Source organism: Acidovorax benzenivorans, assembly GCF_028680575.1.
GTDB classification, from domain to species: Bacteria; Pseudomonadota; Gammaproteobacteria; order Burkholderiales; family Burkholderiaceae_C; genus Acidovorax; species Acidovorax benzenivorans.
Map to the genome: position 1 here is coordinate 420,377 of NZ_JAPCKI010000003.1, position 16,633 is coordinate 437,009.

The 16,633-nt window shown below is 62.8% G+C and carries 18 protein-coding genes; 16 read left to right on the forward strand and 2 right to left on the reverse strand.

Translation table 11 applies throughout. The annotated features are described in order from the left end of the window. The first annotated feature begins 19 nt into the window (after nt 1-19). The 15 genes from OIN59_RS07800 (at nt 20) to maiA (ending at nt 13,267) form a co-directional block, all read left to right on the forward strand. Nucleotides 20-928, forward strand: coding sequence for a LysR family transcriptional regulator (locus OIN59_RS07800; RefSeq protein ID WP_274108910.1), 909 nt, complete (start codon nt 20-22; stop codon nt 926-928). Nucleotides 929-1,057: 129 nt separating this feature from the next. After that, a complete protein-coding gene (locus tag OIN59_RS07805; RefSeq protein ID WP_274108912.1) occupies nt 1,058-1,885 on the forward strand; it encodes a MipA/OmpV family protein in 828 nt (275 codons plus the stop codon). A gap of 103 nt (nt 1,886-1,988) precedes the next feature. After that, nucleotides 1,989-2,393, forward strand: coding sequence for a hypothetical protein (locus OIN59_RS25335; protein WP_407655071.1), 405 nt, complete (start codon nt 1,989-1,991; stop codon nt 2,391-2,393). 88 nt (nt 2,394-2,481) lie between these two features. Continuing rightward, on the forward strand, nt 2,482-3,168 hold the full coding sequence (locus tag OIN59_RS07810) for a response regulator transcription factor (RefSeq protein ID WP_274108914.1): 687 nt from the start codon (nt 2,482-2,484) through the stop codon (nt 3,166-3,168). Further along, on the forward strand, nt 3,131-4,531 hold the full coding sequence (locus OIN59_RS07815) for a sensor histidine kinase (protein ID WP_274108916.1): 1,401 nt from the start codon (nt 3,131-3,133) through the stop codon (nt 4,529-4,531). The genes OIN59_RS07810 and OIN59_RS07815 overlap by 38 nt, the downstream gene beginning before the upstream one ends. A gap of 89 nt (nt 4,532-4,620) precedes the next feature. Next, entirely contained in the window at nt 4,621-5,379 is a 759-nt protein-coding gene (locus OIN59_RS07820) for an MlaA family lipoprotein (protein ID WP_274108919.1), read from the forward strand. A 490-nt stretch (nt 5,380-5,869) separates the two neighbouring features. Next, nucleotides 5,870-6,004, forward strand: coding sequence for a hypothetical protein (locus OIN59_RS07825; protein WP_274108921.1), 135 nt, complete (start codon nt 5,870-5,872; stop codon nt 6,002-6,004). After that, nucleotides 5,997-7,322 carry an aromatic ring-hydroxylating dioxygenase subunit alpha gene (locus OIN59_RS07830; RefSeq protein WP_274108923.1) on the forward strand — a complete coding sequence of 442 codons (1,326 nt, stop codon included), beginning with the start codon at nt 5,997-5,999 and terminating at the stop codon, nt 7,320-7,322. Before OIN59_RS07825 ends, OIN59_RS07830 begins: the two co-directional genes overlap by 8 nt. 2 nt (nt 7,323-7,324) lie before the next feature. After that, the gene (locus OIN59_RS07835) at nt 7,325-7,798 is read left to right on the forward strand and encodes an aromatic-ring-hydroxylating dioxygenase subunit beta (protein ID WP_108499844.1); all 474 of its coding nucleotides are present in this window, start codon (nt 7,325-7,327) and stop codon (nt 7,796-7,798) included. 9 nt (nt 7,799-7,807) lie between these two features. Continuing rightward, a complete protein-coding gene (locus OIN59_RS07840; RefSeq protein WP_274108926.1) occupies nt 7,808-8,131 on the forward strand; it encodes a non-heme iron oxygenase ferredoxin subunit in 324 nt (107 codons plus the stop codon). A gap of 39 nt (nt 8,132-8,170) precedes the next feature. Continuing rightward, nucleotides 8,171-9,466, forward strand: a complete 1,296-nt coding sequence (locus OIN59_RS07845; protein ID WP_274108928.1) for an NAD(P)/FAD-dependent oxidoreductase — start codon at nt 8,171-8,173, stop codon at nt 9,464-9,466. Between the two features lie 90 nt (nt 9,467-9,556). Then, a complete protein-coding gene (locus OIN59_RS07850; protein ID WP_274108930.1) occupies nt 9,557-10,273 on the forward strand; it encodes a fumarylacetoacetate hydrolase family protein in 717 nt (238 codons plus the stop codon). A 30-nt stretch (nt 10,274-10,303) separates the two neighbouring features. Continuing rightward, entirely contained in the window at nt 10,304-11,428 is a 1,125-nt protein-coding gene (locus tag OIN59_RS07855; RefSeq protein ID WP_274108932.1) for a cupin domain-containing protein, read from the forward strand. A 175-nt stretch (nt 11,429-11,603) separates the two neighbouring features. Further along, nucleotides 11,604-12,626 carry a Bug family tripartite tricarboxylate transporter substrate binding protein gene (locus OIN59_RS07860; RefSeq protein ID WP_274108934.1) on the forward strand — a complete coding sequence of 341 codons (1,023 nt, stop codon included), beginning with the start codon at nt 11,604-11,606 and terminating at the stop codon, nt 12,624-12,626. Between the two features lie 2 nt (nt 12,627-12,628). After that, nucleotides 12,629-13,267: a maleylacetoacetate isomerase gene (maiA, locus tag OIN59_RS07865; RefSeq protein WP_274108936.1), complete on the forward strand. Its 639-nt coding sequence runs from the start codon at nt 12,629-12,631 to the stop codon at nt 13,265-13,267. Between the two features lie 178 nt (nt 13,268-13,445). Here the strand turns inward: maiA and OIN59_RS07870 are convergent, their stop codons facing one another. Further along, nucleotides 13,446-14,432, reverse strand: coding sequence for a 2Fe-2S iron-sulfur cluster-binding protein (locus tag OIN59_RS07870; protein ID WP_274108937.1), 987 nt, complete (start codon nt 14,430-14,432; stop codon nt 13,446-13,448). Nucleotides 14,433-14,541: 109 nt separating this feature from the next. Here OIN59_RS07870 and OIN59_RS07875 point away from each other — a divergent pair, with 109 nt between their 5' ends. Next, nucleotides 14,542-15,471, forward strand: coding sequence for a LysR family transcriptional regulator (locus OIN59_RS07875; RefSeq protein ID WP_274108939.1), 930 nt, complete (start codon nt 14,542-14,544; stop codon nt 15,469-15,471). 174 nt (nt 15,472-15,645) lie between these two features. On the opposite strand, the gene ppsR is transcribed toward OIN59_RS07875, so the two are convergent. Beyond that, complete coding sequence (gene ppsR, locus OIN59_RS07880; protein ID WP_274108941.1) at nt 15,646-16,467, reverse strand: posphoenolpyruvate synthetase regulatory kinase/phosphorylase PpsR; 822 nt, start codon at nt 16,465-16,467, stop codon at nt 15,646-15,648. Nucleotides 16,468-16,633: the final 166 nt, after the last annotated feature.

Here is a 16,633-nt window from a genome sequence, read left to right on the forward strand (position 1 = left end):
AGTAGAATCAAAATCTACTATGCAAGACCTTGATCCGCTCGCTGGCATATCCGTTTTCGTGACCGCAGCGCGCAGTGACAATTTCACGCAGGCGGCTGATCGCTTGGGTCTCACCAAATCGACGGTGGGCAAATCGATTGCGCGGCTGGAGCAACGTCTCGGCGTCAAGCTGTTTCATCGCACTACGCGTCTGACGCGATTGACGGCCGATGGTGAGGCATACCTTTCGGCCTGCACGTTGGCCTTGGAAGAGATAACCGCTGCGCAGGCGGCGCTGTCATCGAGCAACCAAGTTCTGAGCGGTCGGGTGCATATCGATATGCCGGTTGCGTTCGGACGTCGCGTGGTGTTGCCGACATTGGTGGAGATCGCTCGTCCCCATTCGGGCCTGCAACTGAGCCTCACCTTCACCGATGCGACAAGCGACTTGCTTCAGGAGGACGTGGACATCGCAATTCGCTTTGGATCACTGAAAGACACGAGCCATCTTGTCGCGCGTAGACTGGCTAAACAGCCGCGTGTGATCTGTGCATCCCCCGGATATCTTCGCGATCATGGCGAACCCAAGACTCTCTCTGAGCTTTCGGCACATCGGTGTGTCGTCGGTGCTCTGCGAGGCCCGCCCATGGTCTGGTATGTCAGGGACCAAGGAATAGAGCGGCGCATTACACCGCCATCTACACACCAGATTAGCGATGGTGAGGCGATGGTGGATGCAGTCACCCAAGGTCTTGGTCTGGCCCAGCTCCCAATATCGATGGTGCGTGAGCATGTGGGCGATGGTCGTCTTCGGCTCGTGCTCCATGAATACGCGGGCAGCCACATCGATATCCATGCAATTTGGCCCAAACGCGCCCATCTCAGCCCGCGTGTGCGCTACATCGTTGATGGACTCATGGCTTGTGCAGCGCAGGGACGATTCGATTGAACCGAGTCGGTGGGGCAGCTCATGTTCGTTTGTTCCCATTTCGGAGCTGTAAACCACGCGCACACCAGTAAGTGCCTGGTAATAGAACCCCGGACACGATGAGCTCTTCACAAACCCTTGTAAGAGCTCATGCAAAAACTCCAACTCCCCGCAGCCCACCGCTCACTGCGTATTCACACCGTCGCCGCCGCCGTTTTTTGCACCGTGGGGTGCGCTACCGCTGGCGCCCAGGTGCGATCAGATGCTGGGGCGGCTGGAACCCCAGAAAACTCCTCAGCCTGGGGGCTGGGTCTGGGTATTTCATCTGCCCAACGCCCGTATCCCGGTGTGGAGAACAAGAACAGCGCCATTCCTCTTTTGTACTACGAGAACGCCTGGCTCCGGGTCAACAGCGGCATTGCAGACATCAAATTTGCGAACAAGGACTTTGGCTCCAACGGTTCCTTGGCTTTTGCGGGGCGATTGAAGTACGAGGACAGCGGCTTCAAAGCCGATGATTCGCCATCGCTCACCGGGATGGACGAGCGGCAAGGGGGACTATGGGGCGGCGCTGCTGTAACTTGGAGTCATCCCGTGGTCCGGGTCTCGGGTGAATGGCTTTCTGATCTCTCGAGCAACAGCAAGGGGCAAAAACTGCAACTGCAGGTGGACCGCCGATTTGGATTTGGCAATTTTGCCGTCACGCCACGGCTCCAGGCCCAATGGCTCGACAAGAAGTACGTCGACTACTACTTCGGCGTACGGGCGCATGAGGCGCTGCCAGGGCGCTCTCAGTTCACAGGCAAGGCTGCCTCTACGCTGGAAGTGGGTGTCCGGATGGACTACATGTTCCGGCCGAAGCAAACGGTCTTTGTGGATGTCAGCGCCACGAGCCTGCCCGAAGAAATCAAGAGCAGCCCCATTGTGGGCCGCTCCAGCGTCTCGCGGGTGTCTGTTGGCTATCTCTACCGGTTCTGAGATGCGGGGCTGCGCGCTCGCTTTCGCACGGCCCATTCCTGGTGGGGGGCCGGTCGGCACAGACATGGGGCTGTCATTGGCACGGTCCAGTGTCTTCGCGTGCATGCCGCCTTTCAGCAGACAGGTCCACGACATTGCGCTGGATGAGCTCTTTGAGTACCACGTTTCTCTGTTCCGTCATGCCTTGGAAGATGCGCTGGGCGCGGAAGCCCCTGGCCCTGCGCGGCATGTTCGGGCCTATGTCCGGGCGGTATGCGTCAGCGCTATAACCATGGGACCGAACGAGCGTGCTGCAGTGGCTTCGCTGATGTGCGCTCCCGAGTATCGGGTGATCTGGTCAGATTTCATCGACGAGGTCTGCAGTGGCGACGCTGTGGACCCTGCCACGCAGATGACCTGTCGCTACGCTGCGGAAGGTCTTTGGCTAGACCATGCCCTGGAAAGGATGTCTGGGCCAGATCACGTCGCCGATGTACAGCAGCGCCTCCTGGCGTTGACGAACGCATGAGATGGTGTGCCAGCCAGACGGCTGTTGATTTGTCAGCGGCATTCCCAGCATGCATGCACTAAGCTTGGCGCTCCCTATTGATACAAAGATGAACCGCATCGCACTGGTGGAAGACCACGAACGCCTAGCCGACCTGGCCCGCCAAGCCATGGTGGGCGCAGGAATTGGCGTGGACGTATTCCCGGACATTGAGTCAGCATGGCTTGCCTTGCGAGACATCAGCTACGGTGCCTTGGTGGTGGACCGGGGGCTGCCAGACGGGGATGGACTCCAACTGGTCCGACGCCTTAGATCGGCGGACAACACCATCCCGTGCCTGATGCTGACGGCCAGGGACGCATTGCATGACAGGGTCGATGGCTTGGAGTCCGGGGCGGACGACTACCTCACCAAACCGTTCTCCATGGAAGAGCTGATTGCCAGGGTGCGGGCGCTGCTGCGGCGTCCCGCCGCCTTGCGGGCGATGAACCCGGCGTTAGGAGATCTGTGTCTGTACCCGGACCAAGCCCGTCTGGCATGCGGCCAAGAGTCCATCACGTTGCCGCCCGCAGAGATGCAGATCATGCTGTGCCTGATGCGAAAGACGGACCAAGTCGTGCGCAGGTCTGCGTTGGAGGCTGCAGCATGGGGCATCTCTGAAGCAGTCACCCCCAATGCGCTGGACGTGGCGTTGCATCGCCTGCGCAGAAAACTCCTGGCGATCGGCTCGCACATGGAGATCGTGAACATCAGAGCCCATGGCTATGCGCTTCGTGACCATTCGGTGGCCTCGTAGTTTCCGCGCGCGCCTGCTGCTCGTTTATGTGGCAGGCATGGCACTGAGCGCTGCCCTCGTAGGCGTCGTTGTCCTGGTGCTGGCTGAACCCTTCAACCGGTACATGCTGGAGAGCGGAGCCGTCGACAAGGCGCAGCAGATTGCAGCCAGGGTGCAGTTTGATGCCACGGGAGTTCCAACGGGGTTTGATCACACGGTGATCGAGCATTGGGCGTTCAGCAGCTTGCAGGAGGAAGTTGCTGCGCGCATCCTCGACAGCCAAGGTGTGGTGCACTTCACCTCAGACGGCAACAAGCAGCCGTTGGCACCCGAGGGTGCGCAGTTTGATCCTTCGAGAAAGGCTTTCCAACTGGTTCGCCACGGTGTGGTCATGCACGCTGCAACCGTGCCCGCAAGGCGTGGCGATACCACCTGGTACGTGCAGTTTGCCCTCAGCGACCGCCTGGTACTGCAGGTGCAGCAAAGCATTGGTCGGCCGGCCCTGTTTCAGGGCGTTGTGGCGACCTGCGTGACGTTTCTGGTGGTCTTTCTGATCACTACACAATTTACGCTACAGCGTGCACTCAGGCCTTTGCGGGTTGCATCGCTCAAGGCGCAGCGCATCACGCCGCAATCGCTGGGTGATCGTCTTGATCTGCAGAGCCTCCCTAGCGAACTGGTCCCGCTGGTCGATGCATTCAATCGGGCCCTGGACCGCCTCCAGTTGGGGTTTCAGACCCAGCAGGAATTCCTCGCCAATGCTGCCCACGAACTCAAGACACCGTTGGCGCTGATTCGGGCGCAGGTAGAGATGGAAGCGCCAGAAACGCGCAATCCGCATCTCCTTCAGGACATCGACCGAATGGCACGCCAGGTGCAACAACTACTGCTTCTGGCCGAAGCCAGCGAGGAGCGGAACTACCGCATGGAGGCATGCGATCCCCGCGTGGTCATGATGGAAGCATCTGATTTCATGGACCGCGTAGCGCAGCGCGGCCATGTGCAGATCAGCCTGATTTTCGAGGATGCGGTGGGAACAACCTGGATGGCGGATCGCGGAGCCGTGTTCACGCTCCTCAAGAATTTGCTGGAGAACGCCATTCAGCACAGCCCGGCCGGTGGCACGGTGTATTTGCGGGTTCACGCCAACGGATTTTCCGTCTCTGACCAGGGGCCTGGTGTCGCTCCCGAGCACCTGGAGAAGCTCTTTGAACGCTTCTGGCGGGGCGCATCCAGGCGCGATGAGGGCGCGGGACTCGGGCTATCCATTTGCCAGGAGATCGTTTCGGCGCACGGATGGCATATCGAAGCACGGCTCGGTGACTCCGGGCTGCAAATGCACGTGTTGATTCCTTCCTTGGCGATCAACAAGTTGGTCGAGTAAGTATCTAGCAATACAGGCGGCATGAGGATGGCGTTTCGTCGCGTGGGCAAACCCACGCGGATTCTGAACCCCCCCTCTGGAAGGACTCCATGCCGAACCTCGCATCCCCACGCACGCACCTGAGCGCGCGAACTCCTATCCTCCTTTGTATTGCAAGCGCTGCGGCGATGCTGTTCTCAGGCTGCGCCACAACAACGCAGCCGGACCCGCTGGAGTCAGTGAATCGAAAGATGTTTTCTTTCAATGAAGGCGTGGACAAGGTGGTGCTCAAACCAGTGGCCTCGGCCTACAAACAAGTAGTGCCCGCTGCGGCCCAGACAGGCATCTCGAATTTTTTCTCGAACCTGCGGGAGCCGTGGTCGTCGGCCAATCTGATGCTCCAGGGACGGGTCGGTGATAGCGCCTCAACACTCGCCCGTTTTGGGACGAACTCCACCGTGGGGGGCCTGGGACTGATGGATGTCGCTACAGGTTGGGGCATGCCCGAGAAGAAGGAAGACTTTGGTCTGACATTGGACACCTGGGGTGTTGGCACCGGTCCCTATATGGTGCTGCCCATCTTTGGCCCCTCGAATCTCCGCGATACGTTGGCCTCACCCGTGGACAGCATGGGCAATGCAAAGGGGCACATTGCAAGCGTATCGGTGCGCAACACAATGACCGTGGTTCAGGCCGTCAGTGGCCGCGCGGAGCATCTGGAAGCTAGCAGACTGATGGACCAAGCAGCTTTGGACAAATACCTGCTGCTCAGGGACCTTCATTTGAAGCGACGCAATCGAGCGCATGGTGATGAAGATGTCGTTGCCCAACGAAATGGCGACGTTGGGGAGGGGCGACTTCCTGAATGAGTTCAGACAAGGTTGTGGCGCATCGACTATTGGTGATACAAACCTGCCGCCTGACAACCGCCAGGGTGCAGATTTGAGGTGGCGCGATAGTCTGGTCCCACAGTGTGCGCCTTCGCCTATAGGTGCGTTGCTTCGTTCGTGACCTGCTGGCACACATTGCGCAATGGTGCACGGAAACGGACATACCGTGATTTCGGTCGGCACGGCGGTGTGACATTGCCACCAACGTGTCGATACCCGCCTCTGGGTCACCCCAAGTTTGACTCGCTCTTGCCACCTCCCTGTAGCCCGGCCTTGGGCACATTGAGAGCAGTTAACAAACCTCAGCGAAGTGATCTTAGCTTGGCGTTCCGCCGCAGACAGTATGAGTAGTACGACAAGACGGGACAACATCGCCTGTGGAGTTTTGTTTGCCGTTCTAAATCGAAACTTTGCGCAGCAATCTCCCAAGTCTCCCAAGTCTCCCAAGTCAGTGTGAGAGGTCATATTCATGCTGGTGATGTTGAACATCACCAGCGTTCCATTGACTGATATTGCAGTGGAGGGAATGATCGATCCCCAGGCGCTGGATGCACTCGCTTCGGCCCCAATTGGCTTTCACAATAAAGGAGACGCCCATGCATGAATGCCCCGTGACCGTGTTCCCGCAGCAGATCCGCTGGGAGACGGATGGCACCAGCCGCATTCCTTTTAAGGCCTATACCGATGAGGCGCTGTACCGCAAGGAGCTGGACCGTTTGTTCTACAACGGGCACTGGTGTTATGTCGGCCTGGAGGCAGAGATTCCCAACGCGGGGGATTTCAAGCGCACGGTGATTGGCGAGCGCTCGGTGCTGCTGGTGCGTGACAAGGATGCTTCCATCCACGTGGTGGAAAACGTGTGCGCCCATCGGGGCATGGCGTTCTGCCGCGAGCGGCATGGCAACCGCGAGAGCCTGACCTGCCCGTACCACCAGTGGAACTACACCCTGTCGGGTGACTTGCAGGGCGTGCCGTTTCGGCGTGGCGTGAAGCAGGATGGCAAGGTCAATGGCGGCATGCCTGCGGACTTCAACCCGGCAGAGCATGGGCTGACCAAGCTCAAGGTGGCCACCCGTGGCGGCGTGGTGTTTGCGTCGTTTGACCACAGCGTGGAGCCGCTGGAGGAATTTTTGGGCCCCACCATCCTGGGCTACTTTGACCGGCTGTTCAATGGCCGCAAGCTCACCATCCTGGGCTACAACCGCCAGCGCATTCCGGGCAACTGGAAGCTGATGCAAGAGAACATCAAAGACCCGTACCACCCCGGCCTGCTGCACACCTGGTTCGTTACCTTTGGGCTCTGGCGTGCCGACAACAAGTCGCAACTGCTGATGGATGCGCAGCACCGCCACGCGGCCATGGTCTCGACCCGTGGCGCGGCGGGCAAGGCGGCGGATGTGACCCAGGTGTCCAGCTTCAAGGCGGGCATGGAGTTGAACGACCCGCGCTTTTTGGACATTGCGCAGGAGGACTGGTGGGCGGGGCCACCCCCGGTTGCCAGCAGTGGTGATGCAGCGGTGCCCAGCGCGCCAGCATCGGTGCCCACGGCCGTGATGATGACCGTGTTCCCCAGCGTGATCTTTCAGCAGCAGGTCAATAGCGTGTCCACGCGCCACATCCAGCCAGATGGCAAGGGGGCTTTTGATTTTGTGTGGACGCACTTTGGCTTTGAAGACGACAGCGAGGAGATGACGCAGCGCCGCCTGCGCCAGGCCAATCTGTTCGGCCCGGCGGGCTTTGTGTCGGCCGACGATGGCGAGGTGATCGAGTGGTCGCAAGAAGGCTTTGAGACCAAGCCCGCGCACCGCACGCTGGCCGAGCTGGGCGGGCGCGATGTGGGCGACACGGACCACATGGTGACCGAGACGCTGATCCGGGGCATGTATGAATACTGGCGCAAGGTGATGGAGGCGGAGGCTTGACCATGGACTTCCAGACTTACTTCGAACTGAACCAGCTCTACGCCCGCTACGCCCGCGCACTCGACGCGGCGGACTGGGAGGCGTGGCCTGAATTTTTCATCGACCACTGCGTGTACAAGCTGCAGCCGCGCGAGAACCACGAGCGCGGGTTTCCGCTGGCCACGTTGGCGTTTGACAGCAAGGGCATGCTGAAAGACCGCGTCTACGGCATCCGCGAGACGCTGTTCCACGACCCCTACTACCAGCGCCATGTGGTGGGTGCGCCGCTGGTGCACAAGGTGGATGCGGATGGCCGCATCCACTGCGAGGCCAACTATGCGGTGCTGCGCACACGGCTGTCGAAGGAATCGACGGTGTTCAACGTGGGGCGCACGCTGGATGAAGTTGTGCCCACGCCCGAGGGGCTGAAGTTCGCATCGCGCCTCGTCGTTTACGACAGCGAGATGATCCCCAACTCGCTGATCTACCCCATCTGAGGAGCCGCCATGACGACGATGACGACAAACTGGATTGACGCCGCAGCGCGGGACGATGTGCCCGAGGATGACGTGATGGGCTTGGCCGTGGCCGGGCGCGACATTGCGCTGTATGGCGTGGGCGGTGAGGTGTTTGCCACCGACAACATCTGCACCCACGGCCATGCGCGCCTGTGCGATGGGTTTCTGGAGGGGCACGAGATCGAATGCCCTTTGCACCAGGGCAAATTTGATGTGCGATCAGGCCAGCCCACCTGCGCGCCGGTGACCGAGCCGCTGCGCAGCTACCCCGTGAAGATCGAGGGCGGCCGAGTGTGGCTGGCCCTGGACTGAGAGTCTCTGAGCGCAGCAACCCCTTTCAAGGAGACCCCCATGACTGCCGAACGACCTCAGGTCGAGGCCGCCGCATTGCCGCATGAAGGCGCTAACGCCCACCAGGCTTCCACCATCGTGATCGTCGGTGCGGGCCAGGCAGGCGGCTGGGCGGCGCAAACGCTGCGCAGCGAAGGCTTTGCGGGCCGCGTGGTGCTGATTGGTGATGAAGCCCACCCGCCGCACGAGCGGCCACCGCTGTCGAAGGCGGTGCTATCGGGCGCAGCCGCGCCGGAGACCGCGCGCCTCATGAAGCCCGAGGCCTTTGACGCCCTGGCGGTGCAATGGCGGCCCGGTATGCAGGTGCACCGCATTGACCACGCGGCCAAGCAGGTGCTGCTGTCGGATGGCACCGCGCAGCCCTACGACAAGCTCATCCTGTGCACCGGCGGGCGCGCCCGGCGGCTTGCCTTGCCGGGGGCAGACCAGGTGCCGCTGCACACGCTGCGCACCATTGAAGATGCGCAGGCGCTGGCCCCGGCCCTTCGGCCCGGCCGCACCGTGGTGGTGGTGGGCGGTGGCTGGATCGGCCTGGAGGTGGCGGCCACCGCACGCCAGCAGGGCGCGGAAGTGGTGGTGGTGGAGACGCAAAGCCGCTTGTGCGAGCGCACCGTGCCTGCAGAGGTGTCGGCGTACCTGCTGGCGCTGCACCGCGCCCAGGGCGTACGCGTGCTGCTGGACGCGGGGGTGCGGGGCTTTGCCCGCGCTGCTGATGGCGCAGACGGCGCAGATATTCGCTCGGAGGTCTTGCTGGCCGATGGCAGCGCGCTGGAGTGCGACACCATCGTGCTGGGTGTTGGTCTGGTGCCCAACGACGAGCTGGCGCGCGCGGCGGGCCTGGCTTGCGAAGGTGGCGTGCTGGTCGATGCGCAATGCCGCACGTCCGACTCCGACATCCTGGCCGCAGGCGATGTGGCCGTGGCACCCAACCCCTGGGCGGGCCGCAGCCTGCGGCTGGAGTCGTGGCAGAACGCGCAAGAGCAGGGCATGGCCGCTGCGCGCTCGGCCCTGGGCCAGGCGGTGGACTACCAGCCGCTGCCCTGGTTCTGGTCCGACCAGTACGGCATGAACCTGCAGATCTACGGCATGCCCACGCCCGCGCACTGTGTGGTGCAGCGCGGCGACCCGGCCAGCGGCAGCTTCGTGCTGTTCTACCTGGCGGGCGACGTGGTGCAGGCCGCTGTAGGGGCCAACGCAGCGCGTGACCTGCGGTTTGCCCGCAGGCTGATCGAGCAGCGCAAGCCGGTGGATGCCGAGCGGCTGGCAGACCTGAACACGTCGATGGCAAAGCTGTGAACCCAGCTGGATGCCGCGCAGCACCGAGGCATGCACCCCCACCCAAGCCCACAAGAAACCGAACACGACAACCCGCTAAGGAAACCGCCGATGACCGCAACCACGTCAACCACTTACCTCTGGACCCCGCCCCCCGTCTATTCGCTGCCTGTGCGTGGCCGCAGCGAGCGCCTGCCCATCCACCGGCTGTTCTTTGTGGGCCGCAACTACCACGCGCATGCGGTGGAGATGGGGCGCCCGGTGGACAAGTCGGTGGAAGTGCCGTTCTATTTCACCAAGGCACCCTCCACGCTGGTCGAGTCTGGCGCGACCGTGGCCTACCCACCCGGCACCCAGAACTACCACCACGAAATGGAACTGGTGCTGGTCATTGGTGCGCCCGGTTTTCGCGTGAGCGAGGCCGATGCGCCCCGCCTTGTCTATGGCTATGCCTGCGGCCTGGACATGACGCGCCGCGACCTGCAGCTGGTGGCGCGGGATAAGGGTCGGCCTTGGGACCTGGGCAAGGATGTGGAGCAGTCGTCCGTGGTCTCCGAGATCGTGCCTATGCCGCAGTTAGTGCTGGGCCAGGGCGACCTGGAGCTGTCGGTCAATGGCACCGTGCGCCAGAAGTCCGACCTGTCCAAGCTGATCTGGAACATCCCCGAACTGATTGCCGACCTGTCCAAGTTCTACCACCTGCAGCCGGGTGACCTGATCTTTACCGGCACGCCCGAGGGCGTAGGCCCCGTGCTGGCAGGCGACCGCATTGAAGGCCACATTGAAGGCGTGGGCAGCATCGTGCTCCACGTTGGCCCGGCGGAATAAGAAAAACCACATCCAGGAGACAACCCCACCATGACCATCGACCTCACGCCTTCCCCCGTGCGGCTGCATGCCGTTGCGGGCAAGGGCCAGCCCGATCCGACGCCCGAGCTGGAAGAGCTCTACCGAGGCTTCGAACAAGAGCTGTTGGTGCCGCTCTGGACGCAGATCGGCGACCTGATGCCCCGCCAGCCCCAATCCAAGGCCGTGCCCCATCTGTGGCGCTGGGACCGCTTGAAAGCCCTGGCCGCACAGGCGGGCGCCATCGTGCCCGTGGGCCGTGGCGGGGAGCGCCGTGCGATTGCGCTGGCCAACCCGGCGCTGGGCGGGCGCCCCTTTGCCACCCCCACGCTGTGGGCCGCCATCCAGTACCTGATGCCCGGCGAAGACGCCCCCGAGCACCGGCACACGCAGCACGCGTTTCGTTTTGTGGTGGAAGGCGAGGGCGTGTGGACCGTGGTCAATGGCGATGCCGTGCGCATGTCGCGGGGCGACTTTCTGCCCCAGGCCGGCTGGAACTGGCATGCCCACCACAACGCTGCTACCGAGCCCATGGCCTGGATCGACGGCCTGGATATTCCGTTTTCGTACTACACCGAGAGCCAGTTCTTCGAAGTGGGGCGCGAGAAGCTCCCACCCGCTGAGCGCACCACCGCCGAGCGTTCTTATTCCGAAAGGCTGTGGGGCCACCCTGGCCTGCGCCCGGTATCGATGGTGCAGGCCCAGCCCGCCACGCCCCTGCTGGCTTACCGCTGGGTGGATACCGACCGTGCACTGGCCGATCAGCTCGCGCTGGAAGACGAAGACCAGGCGGGCACGCTGAGCCCTGGGCACGCGGCGGTGCGCTTTACCAACCCCACCACCGGCGCCGATGTGTTGCCCACCATGCGGACCGAAATGCACCGCGTGCGCGCGGGCGGTGCAACGCGGGTGCTCCGTGAGGTGGGTTCGTCCGTGTTCCAGGTGTTTGACGGCAGCGGCACCGTCACGGTGGGTGAGCGCACCTGGCAGGTGGCGCGGGGCGACTTGTTTGTGGTGCCGTCGTGGCAGCCGTTCTCGGCCCAGGCATCGGCCGCTGGCGCGCTCGACCTGTTCCGCTTCAGCGATGCGCCGATTTTTGAGGTGCTGCATGTCCACCGTGCTCAGGTTACTGGCTGAGCCAGCGACCTGCAGGACGCACGCCTTTCATGTTCAGCCGCGCGATCACCCCCAACCGTTCACGCTGAGCTCGTCGAGGCGCCGCGCAGGGCTTCGACAAGCTCAGCCCGAACGGGTGTTTCTAGTTCAAACACCCATTTCGCCCACTTCCATAACTTCAAAGAGAGACAACGTGATGTTCACCACCCGACACTACGCCCTACGCACCCCAATGTCCCGCAGTGGCAAAGCGCTTTGCGCCCTGGCCCTCTTGGTCCTATCGACCGCCGCGAGTTTGTCCAACGCCGTGGCGCAGACCTTCCCTGCCAAGCCCGTCCGCTCCGTCGCGCCGTATTCGCCCGGCAGCGGCCCCGATGCGGTGATGCGCATCCTTAGCGAGCGCTTGTCGCGCAACTGGGGGCAGCAACTTGTCATCGACAACAAGCCGGGTGCCAATGGGTTCATTGCCATCGGCGATGCCAAGCGCGCAACGCCAGACGGCTACACGCTGCTGCAGGTGGACAACACGCACATGGCCTTGCAGCCGCATGTGTTCAAGCAGTTGTCCTACGACCCCGTCAAAGACTTTGAGCCCGTGGCGCCGGTGTATTTCACCAACTTTTTTGTGGTGGTGGCGGCCAACTCGCCCTGGAAGGATGTGGGCGATTTGATCAAGGCGGCCAAGGCGGCGCCAGGGGACATCACCTACGGCTCCTGGGGCATTGGCAGCGTGGCCCATGTGGGCGCGGCGAGTCTGGAGGCAGCAACGGGCACAAAGATGATGCATGTGCCGTACAAGGACATGGGCAGCGTCTACACCTCTGTGGCCACGGGCGACATCAAGTGGGCGTTTGGCACGGCAGCGACGGCCGGGCCCATGTACCAGGCCAAGAAGGTGAAGTTTCTGGCCCTGGCTGCGCCCCAGCGTCTGGCGGGCTTCACCGACATTCCGACCATGGGCGAAGCGGGCGGGCCGGCCGGGTTTGAAGTGAAGACCTGGGTGGGCCTGTTCGCGCCTGCTGGCACGCCGAAGGCAGCCATCGAGAAGATCAATGCCGATGTGGGCAAGGTGCTGGCCACCTCGGAGGTCAAAGAGCGCTTGGCGACCTTCGGGTTTGAGCCCTACATCGGCCCGCCCGCTGAACTCACCAAGGCCATCGAACGCGATTCGCGCACGTTCGGTGAAGTCGTCAAGCGCGCCAAGATTGCACTGGACTGACCATGAAGCTCTATTCCTTCTTCCGCAGTGGAACATCCCACCGCTTGCGCATTGCGCTCAACCTCAAGGGGCTGGCCTACGAACAGGTTGCGGTCGATCTGCGGAGCGAGGAGCATCTGGGCGAGGCCTTCAAAGCGATCAATCCGCAGCAGTTCGTGCCTGTTCTGGAGGCTGACGAGCGTCTGATGATCCAGTCGCCCGCCATCATCGAGTGGCTCGAAGAACGCTATCCCACCCCACCGCTGTTGCCCCGCGATGCAGGTGATCGTGCCCAGGTGCGCGCCCTGGCGGCCATCGTGGGCTGCGACATCCACCCCATCAACAACCGCCGCATTCTGGAGGCGCTGCGCCACCGCTTTGGTGCCGACGAGGCTGTCGTGAACGACTGGTGCGGCACCTGGATCAGCGCGGGCTTTGACGCCGTCGAAGCGCTGCTGTCAAAGGACTCGCATCGCGGTGATTTCTGCTTTGGCAGCACCCCCACGCTGGCCGATGTGTACCTGGTGCCGCAGGTGGAGAGCGCGCGCCGCTTCAAGGTGGACCTGACGCGCTGGCCGCTGGTTCAGGCGGTGGATGCCGCCTGCGCCCAGCTGGAGGCGTTTCGCAAGGCGGCGCCCAGTGCGCAGCCGGATGCGGGCTGAGCCTGTCGAAGCCCCTCGCGGCGCTTCGACCGCGCTGAGTGAGTGGTTCAAGTGGATTCAGGCGACTCCAAGAACTTCATTCCGTTTCCAAATCATTCGTGTCTAGGCGCGAAGCCGCAGACAGTGCTGTAGCACGGCAAGGCGAAGCAACAACGACACGGATGATTTGGAGACGGAATCAGTCGCCCTGCAGGTAAAAAGCCTCGGCATGGAGGTGAGCCGCCTCCAGGCCTTTGCCCAGCGCCAGCAGTGTGGTGGTCTCCACCATCGGCGGCGATCCGCACAGATACGCCTGCCAGCCGCGCAGGCTGGCGTGGTCCTGCTCGATGGCTTGGGTCACCAGCCCGCGCCGCTGTGTGGTAGGGGCGGCGCCCGAGGCCACCACCACATGCACCTGCAGCGCCGGGTGCACGCTGCGCAAATGCTCCAGCCATGCCAGGCCATACAGCTCGCGCGGCGAGCGCAGGCCGAAGTACAGGTGAATGGGGTTGCGCATGCCCGCAGCCACTGCGCCGCGCACCACCGACAGCACCGACGCCAGCCCGGTGCCCCCAGCCACGCACAGCATGGGCCCCGTGTGCTGTTGGCGCAGATACGCCGCACCCAGCGGCCCGCTGACCTTGACCTTGTCCCCCACCTTCAGCTGCCCGGCGATGTAGCCGCTGACCCGGCCCTGGGGCATGAGTTGCACATGAAACTCCAGCAGCGGTTCGCCGGGCAGGTTTGCCATGGAGTAGGGGCGCACATGCGTCGGCGTGAATCCCAACTGCACGTACTGGCCTGGCGAAAACGCAATCGGTTTTGCCACCTTGAGCAGCAGGCGCCGGATGTCTGCCGCCAGCGGCTCGATGGCCACCACGGTGGCCTTGGCCACGCGCGCACGGTGCACCACAGCTTCGCCGGGGGCGGGCACTTCGATGGTGCAGGGCTCGGTCACATAGGTCTGGCAGGCCAGCACGGCACCGTCCACGCCGTCCAGCGGGCGCTGCTGCTCGCGCCCGCCATCCAGCACCTCACCAGACAGCACCCGGCAGCGGCAGATTCCGCAGCGGCCCGACAGGCATGAATACGACATCGGAACCTGCGCTGCGCGCAGGGCGTCGAGCAGGTTCACGCCGGGCTCGGCGCGGATCACGCGGTTAAGCGGCTGAACGAGGATGTCCATGGCGGGCTGCGTTCGATTTCATCCAGCCCATTGTGCCCACGAAAGCGCCTGCGAATCACTGACTGCAATACCATCGCCACTTCATATCACCCAAGCTGATGGAGTGGAGATGGAGCTATCGGATATCGACCTGAACCTGCTGGTGCTGTTTCAGCAACTCATGGTCGAACGACGCGTGTCGAAGGTGGCCGACAACCTGGGGCTGACACAGCCTGCCGTCAGCAATGCGCTGGCCAAGCTGCGGCGTATTTTTGACGACGAGCTGTTCTTGCGCACCTCGGGTGGCATGGTGCCCACGCCTTTTGCCGAGCAACTGAGCGAGTCCGTGGGGTATGCGCTGGGCATGATCCACAGCGGGCTGAACCAGCGCACACAGTTCACGCCCGCAACGCTCAAGCGCACCATCACCATCGGTATGACAGACATTGGCGAGATCGTTTTCCTGCCAGCGTTGCTGGAGCGCCTGGGGCGGGAGGCACCCGGCGTCACGCTGAACACCGTGCGCAACAATGCGGCCCATCTGCGCGAAGACATGGAGGCTGGCAAGGTGGACCTGGCCATCGGCCTGCTGCCGCAGCTGAAAGCAGGGTTCTTCCAGCGGCGCTTGTTCCGCCAGCGCTATGTGTGCCTGTTCCGCAAGGGCCACGCGCTGGACCGGCCCAAGCTGCTGCTGTCGGACTACAAGGCGGCAGAGCACCTGATGATCGTGTCTGCAGGCACGGGGCACGGCAAGGTGGACGAGCTGATCCAGAAGGCCGGCATCGATCGCCTGGTGCGGCTGAGCGTGCCGCACTTTGTGAGCGTGGGCCACATCCTCCAAAGCACGGCGCTGGTGGCGACGGTGCCGGAGCGGCTGGCGCTCAAGCTGGTCGAGCCCTTTGGCCTGGTGCTACGCACGCATCCGGTCAAATTGCCCGACGCGCCCATCAGCGTGTTCTGGCACGCCAAGGTGCACCGCGAACCCGTCAATCAGTGGCTGCGCGGCATGGTGTTTGAGCTGTTTGGGGGCGATGGCTCCGCTGGCGGTGGTTTGCTGTGATCTGTGGCCAGGATCTTTGGCGTGGTCTAGCACGCGCCGAAGATCCTGGGTGCTATGCTATTCATAGCTAATTGCGCTCTTCTGTAGGGCGCTAGAGCCTGGTTTTGTATAAATTCTGCCGCCGTTCCGACAGATCTGATGGCCGCTTTGTGGTGCGTTGCCATGCAACGCTGCTTAATACACCAGCCGCTCGGGCCGCACCTCTTGCAGGATGGTGGTGGCGATTTCCTCGATGGACTTGGTGGTGGTGGACAACCACCGAATGCCCGCGCGGCGCATCATGGCCTCGGCCTCAGCCACTTCGGTGCGGCAGTTTTCGATGCTGGCGTATTTGGAGTTGGGTCGGCGCTCGGCGCGGATCTCGGCCAGGCGGTCGGGGCTGATGGTCAGGCCAAAGATCTTGTTGCGAAACGGCACCAAGGCCGGGGGCAACTGGCGGCGCTCGAAGTCTTCGGGGATCAGCGGGTAGTTGGCCGCTTTCAGTCCACACTGCATGGCCAGATACAGGCTGGTGGGGGTTTTGCCGCTGCGGCTCACGCCGACCAGGATCACGTCGGCACCGGCCAGGTCGCGGTTGCTTTGGCCGTCGTCATGGGCCAGGCTGAAGTTGATGGCCTCGATGCGGTCGGTGTACTCCTTGCTGCGGCTCACGTCGCTGAAGCGCCCCACGCGGTGGTGCGACTTGATGCCTAGCTCCTGCTCCAGCGGGTGCACAAAGGTGCCGAACATGTCGAGCAGCATGCCCTTGCAGCCGTCCTGAATGACCTTGAGCACGTCCATGTTGACCAGTGTGGTGAAGACGACGGGCTTCTTGCCCTCGACCTCGCCGGTGTGGTTGATCTGCCGCACGGCCTGGTGGGCCTTGTCCACCGTGTCGATGAAGGGCAGGCGCACATGGCGCGGCTTCATCTCGAACTGGGCCAGGATGGCGTTGCCGAAGGTTTCGGCGGTGATGCCGGTGCCGTCAGAGACAAAAAATACGGTGCGCGAATGCATGGAGCCCCTTTTTTTTGGATGCGGCTTGCGCGGGCGGGGTGGACACCATAAAGAAGTGGCGATTCCCCGTTTTGCGTCAGTCGCGTGAAAGCGTCAGCCCGTTGCCAGATGCACGGGCCTACAATTGTCACAATTATCCAATTCTCACCATGCACACCGTCGGCCT